Origin of the sequence: Streptomyces sp. NPDC006335, assembly GCF_040612795.1 — a bacterium.
Classification (GTDB): Bacteria; Actinomycetota; Actinomycetes; order Streptomycetales; family Streptomycetaceae; genus Streptomyces.
Map to the genome: position 1 here is coordinate 1165653 of NZ_JBEXQX010000001.1, position 17024 is coordinate 1182676.

Sequence of the window (17024 nt, forward strand, 5' to 3'; positions counted from 1 at the left end):
GGACCCCCCATGTCCGGTATCGAGATCCGCAAGGTCACCGCGAACATCGGCGCCCACGTCTTCGGTGTCGACCTCTCCAAGCCCCTGGACGAGGAGACGGCCACCGCGCTGCGCGACGCCCTGAACGCCCACAAGGCGCTGGTCTTCAACGAGGTGAACCTCGACGACGAGGGCCAGCAGGCCTTCGCCCGGCACTTCGGCGAACTCACCACCGCCCATCCGACGGTGTCCGCCGTCGACGGTGCCCCGAACGTCCTGCCCGTCGACAGCGAGGGCGGCCGCGCGGCCAACAACTGGCACACCGACGTCACCTTCGTCCTCAACCCGCCCCAGGCCAGCACCCTGCGCAGCCTGACGATCCCGCCGTACGGCGGCGAGACCCTGATCGCCGACTCGGCGGCCGCCTACCGGGATCTGCCGCAGCCCCTCAGGCGCCTCGCCGACGACCTGTGGGCCGAGCACACCAACGACTACGACTACGCCGTACCGGAGGAGAGCCTGGACGAGGACCAGGTCGCGCGGCGGGCCCAGTTCACCTCGATCAAGTACCGCACGGTCCACCCGGTGGTGCGGGTGCACCCGCTGACCGGTGAACGCGGGCTGTTCATCGGCGGGTTCGCGCAGCGGATCGTGGGCCTGTCGCGGGGCGAGTCCCGCAAGCTGCTCGACATCCTCCAGTCGTATGTGACCCGCCCGGAGAACCTGCTGCGCCACCGCTGGTCGGAGAACCAGTTGGTGCTGTTCGACAACCGCATCACCCAGCACTACGCCGTCGACAACTACGACGGTCTGCCGCGCCGGCTGCACCGGGTGACCGTCGCCGGGGACGTCCCGGTGGGTGTCGAGGGCAAGGAGAGCTACTCGATCGAGGGCGACGCCTCGCACTACACGGCCGTAGCCGCGTAGTCACAGCAGGTGCCGGACGGGTCCGCATCGTGGGCGGTCTCCTCTCTGACCAGGGGAGACCGCCCAGACTGTGGGCGTTTTTGCCCGTCTCACGGACTGGACGAACCACGCCCATGCCCAGCACCACCGTCAAGGCTCCACAAGGGTCCGACGCCTCCTTGACCCACGGCCTCAAGCAGCGCCACCTGTCGATGATCGCCCTCGGCGGGGTCATCGGCGCCGGACTGTTCGTCGGCTCCGGCGCGGGGATCGCCGCCGCCGGACCGTCGATCGTCCTCGCCTACACGCTCTCCGGCCTCCTCGTGATGCTGGTGATGCGGATGCTCGGCGAGATGTCGGCCGCATACCCCTCCTCCGGTTCCTTCTCCGCGCACGCCGAGCGGGCGATCGGCCCCTGGGCGGGCTTCACCGCCGGGTGGTCCTTCTGGGTCCTGCTGTGCACGGCCGTGGGCCTGGAGGGCATCGGCGCCGCGAAGATCGTGTCCGGCTGGCTGCCGGGGACCCCCGAGTGGGCCTGGGTGGCCCTGTTCATGCTGGTCTTCTGCGGCACGAACCTGGCCGCGGTGAAGAACTTCGGCGAGTTCGAGTTCTGGTTCGCGGCCCTGAAGGTCGGCGCGATCGTCCTGTTCCTGGTCCTGGGGGTGCTCGCGATCGCCGGGCTCCTGCCGGGCACGGCCGCCCCCGGCACCGCGAACCTCACCGGCCACGGGGGCTTCTTCCCGGGCGGCGGCGAGGGCCTGGTCGTCGGCCTGCTCGCCTCCGTCTTCGCGTACGGCGGTCTGGAGACGGTCACCATCGCGGCCGCCGAGTCCGAGGACCCGGTGCGGGGCGTGGCGGGCGCGGTCCGCACCGCGATGTGGCGTATCGCGCTGTTCTACGTCGGCTCGATGGCGGTCATCGTCACCCTGGTCCCCTGGGACGCGAAGGCGGTCGTGGAGAAGGGCCCGTACGTCGCCGCCCTCGACGAACTGGGCATCCCGGGAGCGGGGCAGCTCATGAACGTGATCGTGCTGGTCGCCCTGCTCTCCGCGATGAACGCCAACGTCTACGGCTCCTCCCGCATCGCCTACTCCCTGGTCGAGCGGGGCATGGGGCCCGCCTTCCTGGGCCGCGTCTCGGGCGGGGTGCCGCGCGTCGCGGTCCTGGCCTCCAGCGCGTTCGGCTTCCTCTGCGTGGTCCTCAGCTACTGGCGCCCCGACGACGTCTTCTCCTGGCTCCTCAACATGATCGGCGCGGTCATCCTGGTCGTCTGGGGCTTCGTCGCCGTCTCCCAACTGCGGCTGCGGCGCGCGCTGGAGCGCGAGGCCTCCGGGACGCCGACCGTGCGCATGTGGGCCTTCCCGTATCTGACCTGGGTCGCCCTGGCGGGCATGGCCGCGATCCTCGTCCTGATGGCCAGGGAGCCGGACACCCGGGTGCAGTTGTACGGGACGGGCGGCATGACCCTGGTGCTGGCGGGAGTGGGGTACGCGCGACAGAGGCGCCTTCTTGTTGCTAGCTTGTAGTTGCAAACCTTTTGCAATAAGAGGTTCGGAGGCCTCCGCATGCCCGTCTACACGCTGCCCGAGCTGCCCTACGACTACGCGGCGCTCGCGCCCGTGATCAGTCCCGAGATCGTCGAGCTGCATCACGACAAGCACCACGCGGCCTATGTGAAGGGCGCGAACGACACCCTGGAGCAGCTGGCGGAGGCACGGGACAAGGAAGCGTGGGGGGCGGTCAACGGGCTGGAGAAGAACCTGGCCTTCCACCTGTCGGGGCACATCCTGCACTCCATCTACTGGCGGAACATGTCCGGCGACGGGGGCGGCGAGCCGCTGGAGGCCGACGGCGTGGGCGAGCTCGCGGACGCGATCGCCGAGTCGTTCGGGTCGTTCGCCGGGTTCAAGGCGCAGCTCAGCAAGGCAGCGGCGACGACCCAGGGCTCCGGCTGGGGCGTGCTCGCGTACGAACCGCTCAGCGGACGGCTGATCGTCGAGCAGGTCTACGACCACCAGGGCAACGTCGGCCAGGGCTCCACCCCGATCCTGGTCTTCGACGCCTGGGAGCACGCCTTCTACCTCCAGTACCGCAACCAGAAGGTCGACTTCATCGACGCGATGTGGGCCGTCGTCGACTGGCAGGACGTGGCCCGGCGCTACGAGGCCGCCAGGTCCCGCACGGACGTCCTGCTCCTGGCGCCCTGAGCGACCGCGCCGAAGCGTCCCGCCTCGTGATCGTCTTCTCACCCTTCACGCCGGCGGGCGGAATGACGGAAGCCCCCGCGAGGACGTGACTCGCGGGGGCTTCCCGGCTCAGCTCAGGCCTTGCGGCCCACGCCGCCGTGCTGGCCGATCGGGGCCGGGGCCGCGTCGCCGTCCGGGCGCCACAGCGGGACCGACACCACGCCCGGCTCCACCAGCTCCAGGCCCTCGAAGAACGCCTCGATCCTGTCCACGGGACGCAGGAAGTAGGGCACCGCGCCGGTCTCGTTGTAGGCGTCCTGGGCCTGTTCGTAGTCCGGGTCGGTGCCGCGCGAGCCGTCGTTGACACAGAGGTAGCTGCCGGAGGGCAGGCCCGCCACCAGACGGGCGACCAGCTCGCGGGCCAGGTCGTAGTCGGCGACATGGCCGAGGATGCCGCTGAGGATCAGAGCCGTGGGGCGGGTGAGGTCCAGGGTCCTGGAGGCCGCCTCCAGGATCTTCTCCGGCTCGTAGAGCGTCAGGTCCTCGTACGCCGTCTCGCCCTCCGGGGTGGAGGTGAGCAGGGCGCGGGCGTGGGCGAGGACCAGCGGGTCGTTGTCCACGTAGACGATCTTCGATTCGGGGGCGATGCGCTGGGCGACCTCGTGGGTGTTGTCGACCGTGGGCAGACCCGTCCCGACGTCGAGGAACTGGCGGACGCCGGCCTCCTCGACCAGGTACCTGATGCTGCGGCCGAGAAAGGCGCGGCTGCTGCGGGCGATCGTGACGATGCCGGGGAAGACGGCCGTGTAGGCGTCGCCGGCCGCCTCGTCGACGGGGTAGTTGTCCTTGCCGCCGAGCCAGTAGTTCCAGATCCGGGCCGAATGCGGCACCGAGGTGTCGATCTCCGTCATGAGCCCATCGTGCTACGACCGGTCCGGCTCGCACGGCACATTGAGGGAGAGAAGTGCGGCGGATCCGCCCTCGTCGAGGCGGAGTTCGGTGATCGCCGCGTTGCGCAACCGCGGGAACACTCTGCGGTACTGCCCCAGCGGGATCGACAGCAGCGCGCACAGCACCAGCCGCAGCAGGGTGTTGTGGGCGACGACCAGGACGCGCTCGCCGGAATGGGCGGCGGCGATGCGGCGCAGGGCCTCCGTGCCCCGGGCCGCGGCGGCCGCCGGGTCCTCCGCGCCGGGGAAGGGATACGACACCGGGTCCGCGCGGAAGGCCTCGGCCGCGTCCGGCACCTCCGCCGCGAACTCCGCGAGGGTGCGGCCCTCCACCACCCCGAAGTCGCACTCCCTGAGGCCGGGTTCGCGGTGCGGGGCGATGCCGAGAGCACGGCAGGCCGGGTCGGCGGTGGCGATCGCCCGCGACAGGGGTGACGTCCAGATCGCGTCGGGGCGGTGCACGGCGGCCCACCGCCCGAGCGCCTCCGCCTGGGCGCGGCCCTCGTCGGTGAGCCCGATGTCGCTCACGCCCGCGTAGCGGTTCTCGGCGTGCCAGATGGTCTGCCCGTGCCGGGCCAGCAGCAGGGTCGTGCTCGTGCTCATGAAACGGTCCGCTCGGTCGGGGTCGGGGTAGTGACGTGGAGGCGGCCGGGGGTGCCGCGCGGGACGGCCACCCGGAACGGGTACCCGCGGCAGGCGCCCGCAGCGGGCAAAAGTACCCGCCGCCCGTGCGACACGGCGAACGCCCGGGGCATGCTCGCGCGGGGCACACTTACGGCACGGCGCAGGCTCGCGGGCCAAGGCACCGTCGGCCAGCGACCCGCACGGAACAGAGGTGCGGTCACTGTGCCGTGGTCAGGCGGCTGCGGGCGTGGGTGGCGATCGGGGTGGGGAGCCAGCCGCGGTCGGTGAGTTCGTCGAGGAGACGGGCGTACGGCTCGGCGAAGAGCGCGGTGCGGCCGGGGCGCGGTTCCACGACCGTGCGGATGCGGACCATGTGTTCGGCGGCTTCCGCCAGGGGGGTGCCGGTCGTGCCGTGGAGCGCCAACGCGGCCATGCCCAGGGCCGGTTCGGTCTGTTCCGGGACGCGGGCCGGGCGGCCGAGGATGTCGGCCCGGAGCTGGTTCCAGTAGGGGCTGCGGGCCGCGCCGCCGGTGAAGGTGAGGGGGCCGTCGAGCGGGGCGCCCAGGTGGTGCAGGTAGTCGAGGCAGAGGCGTTCCGCGAACCCGACGCCCTGGAGGAGCGCGGCCCAGCGGTCGGCGTCGTCGGCCGGGGTTCCCAGGAGGAGCGCGGTGGCGTCGGGGGCGCGGAAGGGGAACCGCTCCCCCCGCGACACCAGCGGGTAGGCGAGCGTGCCCGACGGCTCGTACGCGGCCGCCCGCTCGTCCATGGCGGCGGGGTCCAATTCGGCCGGGAGCGCCCCCGCTCCCACGCTCGACGCTCCGCCGGGCAGCCAGGTGCCGCCCGGCGCACGGTGGTTGTAGACCACGCCGGCCGGGTCCCGCACGGGGTCCGGGGTGGCCCCCTTCAGCACGAGGGTGGTGCCGAGCACCGAGTTCCAGGACCCGTGCCGCAGGGCGCCCGCGGCGATCTGGGCCGCGCAGCCGTCGGTCATCCCGGCGACGACGGGCGTGCCCGCGGGGATGCCGGTCGCCTCCGCGGCGGCCGCGCAGACCTCGCCGAGCCGGGTGCCGGGCAGGACGACCTCGGGAAGGTCCAGGGCGGCGATGTCGGGCCAGGCGCCCCGCTCGACGTCGTAGCCCGTCTTGAGCGCGTGGCTGGAGTCGGTGGGCACCGGCCTGCCGACCAGGTGTGCGGTGACGACGTCGGGCTGGTGGGTGACCCGGCCCTTCGCGCCGTGCTCCCGCACCAGCCAGAGGGCCTTCGGCAGCGCCCACGTGTCCTGGACCGCGAGGCCCGCCTCCCGCAGCCCGGCCGCCTCGTCCGCCGCGCGTCCGTCGTCGTACATGAGCGCCGGGCTCGTCGGCCGACCCTCCGCGTCCGTCAGCAGGACCGTCCCCGAGGTCCCGCACACCGCGAGGCCGCCGATCCGTACACCCGTCAGGGTGATGAGCGCGGAACGGGACGCCGAGCGCACCGCCTCCCACCACTGCCCCGGTTCCTGCTCGTGCCGCACGCCCTCGCGCCGGCCGCCGAGCGGGGCGGAACCCCGGCCCAGCACGGTTCCGTCGGCCGTGACCGCCAGCACGCGCACGCTCTGGGTGCCGAGGTCGATCCCCAGCCACGCCGTCTCGTTCTCGTCCGTCATCCGTGTCATCGAGGGCCTCCCACCCGCACGGGGTCTATGCGTACCCGGGATCCGCGGCTCAACATCGTCTCAGTGAAGCGACGATCCGGAGGTCGACGATGACCCAGAGGACCGAGCCCGTACGTGTCGTGGCGGCCGGCGACCACTTCGTACTGCCGGGGCTGATCGCCGGGGCCGTCGAGGCCGAGCTGGGCGGCATCGCCGTGGAGACGAGGGAGGTGCGGCTCGGCTGGCCGCTGGAACCCTTCGGGCCCGTGGCGGAGGTGACGGAGGCGAGCGACGCCGAGGACGAGCTGATCGAGGCGCTGAAGGGCGCGGAGGTCCTCGTCACCCAGATGGGGCCGGTCACCGAGCGGGTGCTGAACGCCGTCGACAGTCTGCGGCTGGTCGTGGTGTGCCGGGGCGGCCCGGTCAACGTGAACCTCGACGCGGCCAAGGCCCGTGACGTACGGGTGTGCTTCGCGCCCGGCCGCAACGCCGCCGCGACCGCCGAGTTCACCGTCGGCATGCTCCTGTCCGCCGTGCGCCGCATCCCGCAGGCCCACGACCTCCTGGCCGGACAGGGCAGTTGGGAGGGCGGCGCCGCCTACTACACGTACGAGCACAGCGGCCTGGAGCTGGAGGACCTGCCCGTCGGGCTCGTCGGTTACGGCGCCGTCGGCAGCCGGGTCGCCCGCGTGCTGTGCGCCTTCGGTGCCCAGGTGATGGTGTACGACCCGTATGTGCGCGGCGAGATCCACGGCCTGCGCGTGAACTCCCTGGACCAGCTCCTCACCCGCTCCCGGGTCATCACCCTGCACGCCCGTCTCACCCCCGAGACCCGCGGCCTGATCGGCGCCCGCGAGCTGGGCCTGCTGCCCGAGGGGGCGGTCGTGGTGAACGTGGCCCGCGGCCCGCTCGTCGACGAGAGCGCCCTGTGCGACGCCCTGGAGGCCGGCCGACTGTCCGCGGCCGCACTCGACACCTACGAGCACGAGCCGCTGCCCGCGGACTCCCGGCTGCGCGCCCTGGCCGACCGGGTCGTGCTGACCCCGCACCTCGGCGGGGCGAGCCGCGCGGTGGCCGAGAAGGCGGCGCGGATCGCGGCGGAGGAGGTGGGCCGCTGGGCGCGCGGAGAGCGGTTGGCGCACTGCCTGACGTGACGTCGTAGGAGGGAATCTGTATGTACGTCGGTATCGATGTGGGCACGTCCGTCGTCAAGGCCGCCGCCTTCGACGGCGAGGGACGCCAACTGGCCGTCGAAGCCCGTCCGGTGGAGCTCTCCCTGCGCGGCGGTTTCGTCGAGCAGGACATGGACGAGGTCTACGACGCCGTCGTCGACGTCCTCGGCAAGCTGACCGGGGCGGTGCCGGAGCCGGTGGAGCTGGCCGGGCTGACCGGGCAGGGCGACGGGGTGTGGCTGGTCGACAAGGAGGGGCGGCCGGTGCGTTCGGCGCTCTCCTGGATGGACGGGCGGGCGCACGAACTGCTCGACCAGTGGCTCGCGGACGGCACCTTCGAGACGGTGTTCCGGCGGACCGGCGGCGCGATGTTCCCGGGCTCCCCGGGCCCGCTGCTGGCCTGGCTGGACCGGTACGACCCGAAGTCCCTGGACGCCGCCGCGAGCGCCGTGTACTGCAAGGACATGGTCTTCCAGCGGCTGACGGGAGCCGCGCGGGCTGTGACGGACGTGTCGGACGCGTCCATGCCCTTCCTGGACCCCCGGACCCGGACGTACGACAACCGGGTCGTGGAGCTGTTGGGGCTCACGCGTCGGCGTCGGCTGCTGCCCTCCGTCGAGGACCGGATCGCCACGGGGGCGGCTCGGGGGGAAGGGCTGCCGTCGGGGACCCGGCTGTCGAACGGGCCGTACGATCTGCCGGCCTGTGCGCTGGGGGCCGGGGTCAGCGCGCCGGGGGACGGGCTGCTCATCGTCGGTACGTGTCTGGCCGCCCTGGTCGCGACGACCGAGGTCGATCTGAGCGGTGAGCCGGCCGGGCTGTACATCTCCACCGACCGGCACGGGCACCGGCTGCGTGCGATGCCGGCGATGGTCGGTACGGCCGCGCTGGACTGGGTGCTTTCGACGACCGGCGTCACGCACGCGGAGGTCGACGCGTTGCTGGCGTCCACTCCGCCGGGGGCGCACGGGGTGCGCGTGCTGCCGTACTTCGCCCCCTCCGGGGAGCGGGCGCCCTTTGTCGAACCCCATCTGCGGGCCGAGTTGAGCGGGGTGTCGCTGGAGACGTCCAAGGCGGATCTGATCCGGGCGACCTGTGAGGGGATCGGGTACGCGGCCCGGCACTGTCTGGAGGCGGCCGGTCTGACGGGGTCGCTCGCGGTGTGCGGTGGGGGGACGCGGAGTCCGGCGTGGATGCAGCTGCTGGCCGATGTGCTCGGGCGGCCGCTCAGGGTCGTGGAGGGGGAGGTGGGGGCCCGGGGGGCCGTGTTGGCTGCGGCCGAGCGGTACGGGGTTTCTCTTGATGCCGGGGTCTGGACGGAACCTACGGCGATCGTCGAGCCGGACCCTGGGCGTTCCGCGTATTACTCCAAGGGGTTCCAGGAGCATTTGGTGCGGTTGGATGTGGCTCGGGGGGCGGCCGGACGTTAGCCGCGGGTTTCGTCGTGGCTGGTCGCGCAGTTCCCCGCGCCCCTGGGTGGGCTGGAGTGCTCAGTGTTCATGCGGTGCTCGAATTGTGGTGGGTCTCTTCAGGAGTTTCGCGCGCTCACCGCTGACGAACGGAAGTTCGTTCAACAGAACAAGCCCAGGCATACCCGCCTGGGCTCGTACTACCGGTGTGCTCGTGAAGGGTGTCTGCGGTATCAGCGGCTCGGGGACCAGAACGACGGGGGTTCCTTCCCCGAGCCGGAGGAGTGACGAGCCGGAGAAGTGACTACAGGTTGCTGAAGTCCGGGCCCTTCGTGCGCGTGCGCTTGATCTCGTAGAAGCCCGGGACCGAGGCGACCGCGAGGGTGCCGTCCCAGAGGCGGGCGGCCTCCTCGCCCTTGGGGGCCGGGGTGACGACCGGGCCGAAGAAGGCGATCTGCTCGCCGTCGGCGCCGGGGACCGCGATGACCGGGGTGCCGACGTCCTGGCCGACCTTGTCGATGCCCTCCTTGTGGGAGGCGCGCAGCTCGGCGTCGAACTCGAAGTCCTTCTGGTCGAAGTACTCGATCAGGTCGGCGGGCAGGCCGACGTCCGCCAGGGCGCCCTCGACGGCCTCGCGCGTCGGGCCCTGGCCCTCGTTGTGGATACGGGTGCCGAGCGCGGTGTACAGCGGGCCGAGGATGTCGGAGCCGTGCTTCTGCCAGGCCGCGGTGACCACCCGGATCGGCTGCCAGGCCTTGGTCTCAAGGAGCTCGCGGTACTCCTCGGGCAGCTCGTCGAGCTTCGGCTCGTTCAGCACCGCCAGGCTCATGACGTGCCAGCGCACCTCGATGTCCCGGACCTTCTCGACCTCCAGGACCCAGCGGGAGGTCATCCAGGCCCAGGGGCACAGCGGGTCGAACCAGAAGTCGACGGGAGTCTTGCCGGAGTCGTTCGCGGTCTCGGACATGGGTCTCCTAGAGAAGTGTTCGTTTCAACCCGCAACACCGGCCGTCGCCCTCCCCATTCCCGGCTGACCGATGTCAGGGGCACATGGCAGGATCGGGCCTGTCCGCATGCTGAACACCATCCGAGGGAGCATCGCCGTGCCCGGTGAGAATCTGTCCCGTGACGAGGCCCGGGAGCGGGCCGCCCTGCTGTCCGTCGACGGGTACGAGGTGTCCCTCGACCTGCGCTCGGCGGTCGGTGACGAGCCCGGGGACGGTCCGCGCACCTTCCGGTCGGTGACCACGATCCGCTTCCGGTGCAACGAGCCGGGGGCCACGAGCTTCGCGGACCTGATCGCGCCGAGCGTCACGGCTGTCTCGCTGAACGGCCGGGACCTCGACCCCGGCGAGGTCTTCGACGGCTCCCGGATCGCCCTGGAGGACCTGGCCGCCGACAACGAACTCGTCGTGGACGCGCAGTGCGCCTACTCCCGCACCGGTGAGGGCATGCACCGCTTCGTCGACCCCGAGGACGGCGAGGTCTACCTCTACACCCAGTACGAGCCGGCCGACTCCCGCCGGGTCTTCGCCAACTTCGAGCAACCGGACCTCAAGGCGCCCTTCCGCTTCGAGGTGCGGGCGCCGCAGGGCTGGACGGTGTGGAGCAACGGGGCCGGCTCGGAGAACGACGGGGTCTGGCGGTTCGCGGAGACCAAGCCGATCTCGACGTACATCACGTGTGTGGTGGCCGGTCCCTACCACTACGTGACGGACTCCTACGAGCGGGTCCTCGACGACGGCACCCGCCTGGAGATCCCCCTCGGCGCCCTGTGCCGCAAGGGGCTCGCCCCCCACTTCGACTCCGACGACGTCTTCCTGGTCACCAAGCAGGGCCTGGACTTCTTCCACGACCACTTCGACTACCCGTACCCCTTCGGGAAGTACGACCAGGCGTTCGTGCCCGAGTACAACCTGGGCGCGATGGAGAACCCGGGCCTGGTGACCTTCCGCGAGGAGTTCATCTTCCGGGGCAAGGTCACCCGGGCCTCCTACGAGGGCCGGGCCAACGTGATCCTCCACGAGATGGCGCACATGTGGTTCGGCGACCTGGTCACCATGGTGTGGTGGGACGACCTGTGGCTGAAGGAGTCCTTCGCGGACTTCATGGGCACCTTCGCCAACGTCGGCGCGACCCGCTTCACCGACGCCTGGATCACCTTCGCCAACCGCCGCAAGGCCTGGGCCTACCGCGCCGACCAGCTCCCCTCCACCCACCCCATCACCGCCGACATCCGCGACCTCCAGGACGCCAAGCTCAACTTCGACGGCATCACGTACGCCAAGGGCGCCTCCGTACTCAAGCAGCTCGTCGCCTACGTCGGCCAGGACGCGTTCCTTGAGGGTGCCCGGCGCTACTTCAAGCGGCACGCGTACGGCAACACCCGGCTCGGTGACCTGCTGTCCGTGCTGGAGGAGACCAGCGGGCGGGACATGGGCGCGTGGGCGCGGTCCTGGCTCCAGACCGCCGGGGTCAACTCCCTCACCCCGCAGGTCCTGCTGAGCGCCGAGGGGCGCGTCGACGAGCTGGCGGTCGTGCAGGAGGCGGCCGAGTCGCACCCGGAGCTGCGGCCGCACCGGGTCGCGATCGGCCTGTACCGCCTGGAGGACGGCGACCTGGTGCGGTACGCGCGCGCCGAGGCCGACGTCGACGGTCCGCGGACGGTCGTCGCGGAACTGGCGGGTGCCGAGGCTCCCGCGCTGGTCCTGGTCAACGACGACGACCTGACGTACTGCAAGACCCGCTTCGACGCGGGCTCGCTGGAGACCCTGAAGTCGGGGCTCGGTGACCTCACCGACCCGCTCGCCCGCGCCCTGTGCTGGTCGGCGCTGTGGAACATGACCCGGGACGCGCTGCTGCCGGCCAGGGAGTTCATCGACATCGTGCTGCGTTTCGCGGGCCGCGAGTCCGACATCGGGGTGCTCCAGATGCTGCACGCCTGGGCCGAGTCGGCGCTCACGCACTACGTGGCGCCCGAGGGCCGTGAGCGGGCCGGGGTGCTGCTCGCCGAGGGGGCCGAGCGGGAGCTGCTCGCCGCCGAGCCGGGCAGCGAGCAGCAGTTGGCGTGGGCGCGGTTCTTCGCGCGGACGGCCGGGGGCCCCGCCGGGCTCGACCTGTTGCAGGGCCTGCTGGACGGCACGTCCACGATCGAGGGGCTGGAGGTCGACCAGGAGCTGCGGTGGGCGTTCCTTCAGCCGCTGACCGTGTGGGGGGTCGCCGACGAGAAGACGCTGGCCGCCGAACTCGCCCGCGACGACACCGCGTCCGGCAAGCGCCACCAGGTCCGCTGCCTGGCCGCCCGGCCGTCCGAGGCGGTCAAGGCGCAGGCGTGGGCGCAGGTCGTGGAGTCCGACGCGCTCTCCAACGCCCTGGCGGAGGCGACCATCGCGGGGTTCGACCAGCCGTCCCAGCGCGATCTGCTGGCGCCGTACGCGGAGAAGTACTTCGCGGTGATCGAGCGGGTCTGGAAGGACCGCTCGATCCAGATCGCGATGAACATCGTCTCGGGGCTGTTCCCCTCCCTCCAGGACTCGGCGGCGACGCTGGAGGCGGCCGACGCGTGGCTCGCGGCGCACGAGGACGCGGCGCCGGCGCTGCGCAGGCTGGTGCTGGAGGGGCGGGACGATCTGGCGCGGGCGCTGCGGGGGCAGGCGTGCGACGCGCAGGCCGTCACCGCCGTCAACACCGAGTGACCTTTGGCCTGAGCTTGGGCGCCCGGTAGCCGTTACGAAATTCGTTCCGCAGCAGCCGTAACCCCTGGTCCCACCCGAATGGACCAGGGGTTTTCGCTGCCTACTCGGCATCCGAACACCCGTCCTTTAGTACTGCCTTGTCCGTATTTGTCGACGGGCGTGTAACAGCGGTTATCGGGCGGCCCAGGTGCGGGAATCTCCGCTGCATGAACCACAACACCCCGGTCCCCCCGCTCTCCCCCCGCCCCCTGCGCCACCTCTCCGAGGTGCACCGCCGCGTCGTGACGGCCGGCCGGCTGCGTGCGACCGGCGTCTCGGTCGCCGAGGCCAACGAGCAGTGCCGGCCGGGCGGCCCCTGGCAGCAGATCCTCCCGGGCGTCTTCCTGCTCCACCCGGGCCCGCCGACCAGCGAGGAGCGGCTGCACGCGGTGCTGATGTACGCGGCACGGGAGCAGAGCGCCGGGGTCCCGACGCAGCCGGGCGCCGAGGAGCCGCACCGGCCGGTGTACGCGGAGGCGATGATCACCGGCCTCGCGGCGCTGACGCTGCACGGCTTCAGCTCGACGCCTCCGCTGCTCTCCCTGGACCGGATCGACGTCCTGGTCCCGAGGATGCGCCGGCTGCGCTCCACGGGCGGCGCGCGGATCGTGCGCACCTCGGCGCTCCCCGCCGCCGAACAGGTCACCGGCCTCCCCGTCGCCCCGGTGCCGCGCGCCCTCGCCGACGCGGTCACCGAACTGACGGACGCGGGCGCGGTACGCCGGCTGCTGACCGAGGCGGTACGCGGCGGCCACTGCGAACCGGCCGCCGTCGTGCGGGAGTTGAACAACGCCAAGCTGCTCAGTCGCCCGCACGTGGTGGACGCGGTGGACTCCCTGCTCGCCGAGGGCCGCGCCATCGCCGAGGACCGCCTGTACCGCATGGTCCAGGAGTACGGCCTCCCCGACCCGGTGTGGAACGTCGACCTGAGGCTCCCGGGCGGACCGCACCTGGGCGGCCTGGACGCGTACTGGCCCGAGCAGGCGGTCGCGGTGGAGCTGGACACCCGCGCCCCCCGCCAGGATGAAGACGCCTTGTGGTCGGAGTACGCCCGCAAGCGCGAGCACCTGGAGCGGCTCGGCATCACGGTCGTCCACATCACCCCGCGCAAGCTCCGGGACGCGATGGAACAGCAGGCGACGGTGGTCCGTACGGCCCTCATGGCCTCCGGCGACCGAGATCCCGCCGCCTATGTCGTGGTGCTGCCCCGGTAGTGACGGACCGGGGCGGGATCAGGAGGGGAGAGGAGGGGCCACGGCACTGGGGAGCCGGGGCCCCTCCTCATTACGTGCGACCGGAGCGCGTCACTCGCCGCAGAACTCCGCCTCGATCACCGCGTCGGTGTCCCCCGACCAGTCGCCGTTGAAGTTGAAGGCGAGGGAGTGCCTGCCGTCGGCCGTGGTCACGGCCACGGAGGAGGAGCCGTGGATGCCGCCGTCGTGGCCCCACACGTGCACCCCGCAGCTGAGCTTTCGGTCGATGAGCCCGAGGCCGTACCCGGCGTTCGGGATCTCCTCGACCGCCACCGTGTCCTTCATCTCCTTGAGCTGCTTCGGCGGGAGCAGCCTGCCCTTCAGCAGGGCGGAGTAGAAGCGTCCGAGGTCGGCGGAGTCGGAGATCATCTCGCCCGACGAGTAGGCGAGGGAGGGGTTCAGCTCGGTGACGTCGTACGTCGGTCCCGTCGCCGTCCGCGCCAGCTTCGAGTAGGCCCGGCTGCTGGGCTTCGGGACGGTGACGCGGGTGCCGGGGACCGAGGTGGCCCTCAGGTGCAGCGGCTCGATGATCCGGTGCCGGACCTCCTCGCCGTACGACCGCCCGGCGGCCTTCTGGATCACCATGCCGGCCACGACGTAGTTGGTGTTGGAGTAGTTCCAGTCCGTGCCGGGCGCGAAGTCCGGCTTGTGGGCCATGGCGATCGCGACGAGCTGCTCGGGGCTCTGGGTGTCGTAACGGTGCTGCAAGAAGCCGTCCTTGAGGAAGTACGTGCGCCCGAACGTCTCGTCGGCGGTGTAGTTGAAGATCCCGCTGGTGTGGTTGAGGAGCTGCCGGAGGGTGATCCGGCTGCCGTCGTGGCCGTTGCCGTGGACGACTCCGGGCAGCCACTTCTCCACGGTGTCGTCGAGCGACAGCCGTCCCTCCGCCTCCAGTTGGAGCAGCACGGTGGCGACGAAGGTCTTGGTGATGCTCCCGACCCGGTAGCGGTCGTCCGCCGAACGCGGCGCGTGCGTCCTGAGGTTGCCGACCCCGGCGGTCGTCGACCAGGTGCTCCGGCCGTCCCGCGCGGAGAGCGTCACCCCCGGCACCCCGTCCTTCACCGCGGCACGGACGGCCTGCCGGGTGCCCTCGTGGGTGTCGGCACCGGCCGCCATCGCCGGGGCGGCGAACCCGGCCGTGAGCGCCACGGCCGTCGCCGCCACCACCACAGTCGTACGTACGGTCATGTCTTCCCCCTGCTCCGGCACGCTCGGCGAGCGTGATCGGCGGGAGAGACTCGCGCCGGACGGGGAAGGTTGAGATGGATCAAGGGGTTGAGCCGGTTTCAGCCCTTCTTCAGGACCAGCTCCGTGTTCCGGTCCCCCGGGCCGCCGCCGAGCTTGTCGCTCGACCCCGGGGCGTTGTAGGCCAGTTCGCGGTAGAGGGCCGCGAGGCCGGTCTGGGAGAGGTCGCCGAAGTCGGTGCGGTGGGGGGCCGCGGACTCGATCAGGGTGGTGAAGATCGAGATCGTGCCGTCCTTGTTGTCGGCCAGCTCGACGACCCGGGCCAGGTGCGGGAAGTCGATGTGGGAGGCGGTGGAGATCTCCCAGAAGGAGCGGCCGCCGGGGGCGGAGTGGGCGGTGATCACATTGCGGTGGATGTGGCCGTTGACCCAGGCCAGGACGTTGCTGTGCTTCGCGAGGAGGGCGACGACCTCCTGGCCGTTGTGCCGGCGCTCCCCCGGGTGGGCCGGGTCGGGGCGGGTGTTGGTCATCGAGTCGCTGGTGTGGTGGCTGAAGACGACGGCGAAGGAGTCCTTGTTCTCCCGCAGGGTCCGGTCCAGCCACCGCAGTTGGCCGGTCCCGATGGAGCCCTGGTAGTGGCCGCCGGGGTCGGTGGTGTCGAGGCTGATGCCGATGACGTCGTCGGCGATGCGGAAGCTGTAGTACTGGGTGCCCGCGTCGAGGTTGGCGGTGGAGTAGCCGTGCCCGACCGGGCCGACGCCGCGGTGCGCGGGGTCGAGGTGGGCCTTGAGGTAGTCGCGGGGGGTGTAGGGGGCGCGCCGTTCGTCGGGGGTGACCGAGCGCATGCTCCGGGCGTGCGCCTTGAGCAGGTCGCGGAAGGCGTGGCCCTGGGGGTCGGAGGCCTTGCGGATCATGTCCTGGAGCTTCTTCGACTCGGACGCGGGCAGCGACATCAGCTTCTTGCCGCCGACGGCGTGCTCGGCGAGCCAGGAGTCGCCGTGGCCGTAGCAGCCCAGCGGCAGGCTGTCGTGGTTGCCGACCGTGGAGTACCAGGGGATGGTGAGGCCGGGGCTGTTCAACTCCCGGACGGCGGCGGCCAGATAGCCCTGGAGGTGCGGGAAGCCGCGCTGCTTGTCGGCGTCCCGGGTGGTGGAGTCGGGCTGCCAGTACTGCTTGATGCCGCTGTTCTGGACGCCCTCGTAGTGGCGCGGGTCCCCGGAGTTGGGGGTGATTCTGCCGCCGCTCATGACGGTCAGGAACCAGTCGAGCTCGGTGTGCGCGTTGTTGTCCGTGTTGTCGCCGGTCGTCATGGCGAACTGGAGCGGGGCGCCGGTGGCGGGGGCGCCCCGCAGCGCGTTGATCCGCTCGACGAGCGAGATCGCGCCCGGCACGGTCAGCGCCTCCTGGGGCCGCCAGGCGTGCACGTCGGTCGAGCGCAGGTACTCCAGGCGCAGCGGGTGCTGGGTGTCCATCAGGTGCAGGTCGGTGAGCTGCACGAACGCGGCCAGCGGGGTACGGCGGCCGGCCCGCCCGGCCTTCGGGGCGGCGAGTTCGGAGCGCACCTTGCGGCTCCAGCCGGGGCCGTCGCCGAGGCGCCGGTAGCCGGAGCCCGTGCGCGGGGCGGCGACGGAGGCGACGGTGGTGCCGCGGGTGTACGGGGCGAGGGGGGCCGCGGCCGGGGCGGCGGCCCGGTGGACGGTCTGGGCCACCGGTGCCTCGGCGGCACCGGTGGTCGTCGCGGCCTGGCTGTCGGTGGGCCGCAGGGCGTAGCCGACGCCCGCGGAGGCGGCGGCCGCGCCCGCGGCGGCGAGGACGGTACGGCGGTGGACCCCCAGCGTGCTGCTGGCGACAGAGCGTGTGCGCGACATGGCGCGATCTCCCCGAGTGCGAACTGCGTCGGCAGTGGTCGCGGGTGATCGCGTTCGCGAACAACCCGCTCGCTCTGGATGCTTGGCACCGGGAATGACCTGCGCGTGAACGAGACGGCAACGCG

General features: G+C 71.8%; 13 protein-coding genes. 7 read left to right on the top strand and 6 right to left on the bottom strand.

Translation table 11 applies throughout. The features are described 5' to 3' along the window. Nucleotides 1–9: 9 nt before the first annotated feature. From ABZ098_RS05225 to ABZ098_RS05235, 3 genes are all read left to right on the top strand, one after another. Nucleotides 10–906: a TauD/TfdA family dioxygenase gene (locus ABZ098_RS05225; RefSeq protein ID WP_356587349.1), complete on the top strand. Its 897-nt coding sequence runs from the start codon at nt 10–12 to the stop codon at nt 904–906. 113 nt (nt 907–1019) lie between these two features. Further along, entirely contained in the window at nt 1020–2411 is a 1392-nt protein-coding gene (locus ABZ098_RS05230) for an amino acid permease (protein WP_356587351.1), read from the top strand. A gap of 39 nt (nt 2412–2450) precedes the next feature. Beyond that, nucleotides 2451–3092 (top strand): superoxide dismutase, encoded by a 642-nt coding sequence (locus tag ABZ098_RS05235; RefSeq protein WP_356587353.1) that lies wholly within the window; start codon nt 2451–2453, stop codon nt 3090–3092. 113 nt (nt 3093–3205) lie between these two features. Here the strand turns inward: ABZ098_RS05235 and ABZ098_RS05240 are convergent, their stop codons facing one another. From ABZ098_RS05240 to ABZ098_RS05250, 3 genes are all read right to left on the bottom strand, one after another. Next, nucleotides 3206–3982 carry an SAM-dependent methyltransferase gene (locus tag ABZ098_RS05240; RefSeq protein WP_356587355.1) on the bottom strand — a complete coding sequence of 259 codons (777 nt, stop codon included), beginning with the start codon at nt 3980–3982 and terminating at the stop codon, nt 3206–3208. Nucleotides 3983–3994: 12 nt separating this feature from the next. Next, entirely contained in the window at nt 3995–4624 is a 630-nt protein-coding gene (locus tag ABZ098_RS05245) for a histidine phosphatase family protein (RefSeq protein WP_356587357.1), read from the bottom strand. 238 nt (nt 4625–4862) lie between these two features. Then, entirely contained in the window at nt 4863–6290 is a 1428-nt protein-coding gene (locus tag ABZ098_RS05250; RefSeq protein ID WP_356587643.1) for an FGGY-family carbohydrate kinase, read from the bottom strand. A 98-nt stretch (nt 6291–6388) separates the two neighbouring features. On the opposite strand from ABZ098_RS05250, the gene ABZ098_RS05255 reads away from it, so the two are divergent. Together ABZ098_RS05255 and ABZ098_RS05260 are read left to right on the top strand one after the other, a co-directional pair. Then, nucleotides 6389–7432, top strand: a complete 1044-nt coding sequence (locus ABZ098_RS05255; RefSeq protein ID WP_356587359.1) for a 2-hydroxyacid dehydrogenase — start codon at nt 6389–6391, stop codon at nt 7430–7432. Nucleotides 7433–7452: 20 nt separating this feature from the next. Then, nucleotides 7453–8880 carry an FGGY-family carbohydrate kinase gene (locus ABZ098_RS05260; protein WP_356587361.1) on the top strand — a complete coding sequence of 476 codons (1428 nt, stop codon included), beginning with the start codon at nt 7453–7455 and terminating at the stop codon, nt 8878–8880. 283 nt (nt 8881–9163) lie between these two features. Here the strand turns inward: ABZ098_RS05260 and ABZ098_RS05265 are convergent, their stop codons facing one another. After that, nucleotides 9164–9826: a DsbA family protein gene (locus tag ABZ098_RS05265; RefSeq protein ID WP_356587363.1), complete on the bottom strand. Its 663-nt coding sequence runs from the start codon at nt 9824–9826 to the stop codon at nt 9164–9166. Between the two features lie 136 nt (nt 9827–9962). Here ABZ098_RS05265 and pepN point away from each other — a divergent pair, with 136 nt between their 5' ends. Together pepN and ABZ098_RS05275 are read left to right on the top strand one after the other, a co-directional pair. Then, the gene (gene pepN / locus ABZ098_RS05270) at nt 9963–12554 is read left to right on the top strand and encodes an aminopeptidase N (RefSeq protein ID WP_356587645.1); all 2592 of its coding nucleotides are present in this window, start codon (nt 9963–9965) and stop codon (nt 12552–12554) included. Nucleotides 12555–12760: 206 nt separating this feature from the next. Then, nucleotides 12761–13807: a hypothetical protein gene (locus tag ABZ098_RS05275; RefSeq protein WP_356587365.1), complete on the top strand. Its 1047-nt coding sequence runs from the start codon at nt 12761–12763 to the stop codon at nt 13805–13807. Nucleotides 13808–13897: 90 nt separating this feature from the next. On the opposite strand, the gene ABZ098_RS05280 is transcribed toward ABZ098_RS05275, so the two are convergent. Together ABZ098_RS05280 and ABZ098_RS05285 are read right to left on the bottom strand one after the other, a co-directional pair. Beyond that, complete coding sequence (locus tag ABZ098_RS05280) at nt 13898–15034, bottom strand: serine hydrolase domain-containing protein (protein ID WP_356587367.1); 1137 nt, start codon at nt 15032–15034, stop codon at nt 13898–13900. A gap of 98 nt (nt 15035–15132) precedes the next feature. Continuing rightward, nucleotides 15133–16899 carry a TIGR03767 family metallophosphoesterase gene (locus tag ABZ098_RS05285; protein ID WP_356587368.1) on the bottom strand — a complete coding sequence of 589 codons (1767 nt, stop codon included), beginning with the start codon at nt 16897–16899 and terminating at the stop codon, nt 15133–15135. Between the last annotated feature and the right edge of the window lie 125 nt (nt 16900–17024).

Coding starts and splice junctions, on each gene's coding strand:
- ABZ098_RS05225 (WP_356587349.1), top strand. CDS start 10: ATGTCCGGTATCGAGATCCGCAAGGTCACCGCGAACATCGGCGCCCAC.
- ABZ098_RS05230 (WP_356587351.1), top strand. CDS start 1,020: ATGCCCAGCACCACCGTCAAGGCTCCACAAGGGTCCGACGCCTCCTTG.
- ABZ098_RS05235 (WP_356587353.1), top strand. CDS start 2,451: ATGCCCGTCTACACGCTGCCCGAGCTGCCCTACGACTACGCGGCGCTC.
- ABZ098_RS05240 (WP_356587355.1), bottom strand. CDS start 3,982: ATGACGGAGATCGACACCTCGGTGCCGCATTCGGCCCGGATCTGGAAC.
- ABZ098_RS05245 (WP_356587357.1), bottom strand. CDS start 4,624: ATGAGCACGAGCACGACCCTGCTGCTGGCCCGGCACGGGCAGACCATC.
- ABZ098_RS05250 (WP_356587643.1), bottom strand. CDS start 6,290: ATGACGGACGAGAACGAGACGGCGTGGCTGGGGATCGACCTCGGCACC.
- ABZ098_RS05255 (WP_356587359.1), top strand. CDS start 6,389: ATGACCCAGAGGACCGAGCCCGTACGTGTCGTGGCGGCCGGCGACCAC.
- ABZ098_RS05260 (WP_356587361.1), top strand. CDS start 7,453: ATGTACGTCGGTATCGATGTGGGCACGTCCGTCGTCAAGGCCGCCGCC.
- ABZ098_RS05265 (WP_356587363.1), bottom strand. CDS start 9,826: ATGTCCGAGACCGCGAACGACTCCGGCAAGACTCCCGTCGACTTCTGG.
- ABZ098_RS05275 (WP_356587365.1), top strand. CDS start 12,761: ATGAACCACAACACCCCGGTCCCCCCGCTCTCCCCCCGCCCCCTGCGC.
- ABZ098_RS05280 (WP_356587367.1), bottom strand. CDS start 15,034: ATGACCGTACGTACGACTGTGGTGGTGGCGGCGACGGCCGTGGCGCTC.
- ABZ098_RS05285 (WP_356587368.1), bottom strand. CDS start 16,899: ATGTCGCGCACACGCTCTGTCGCCAGCAGCACGCTGGGGGTCCACCGC.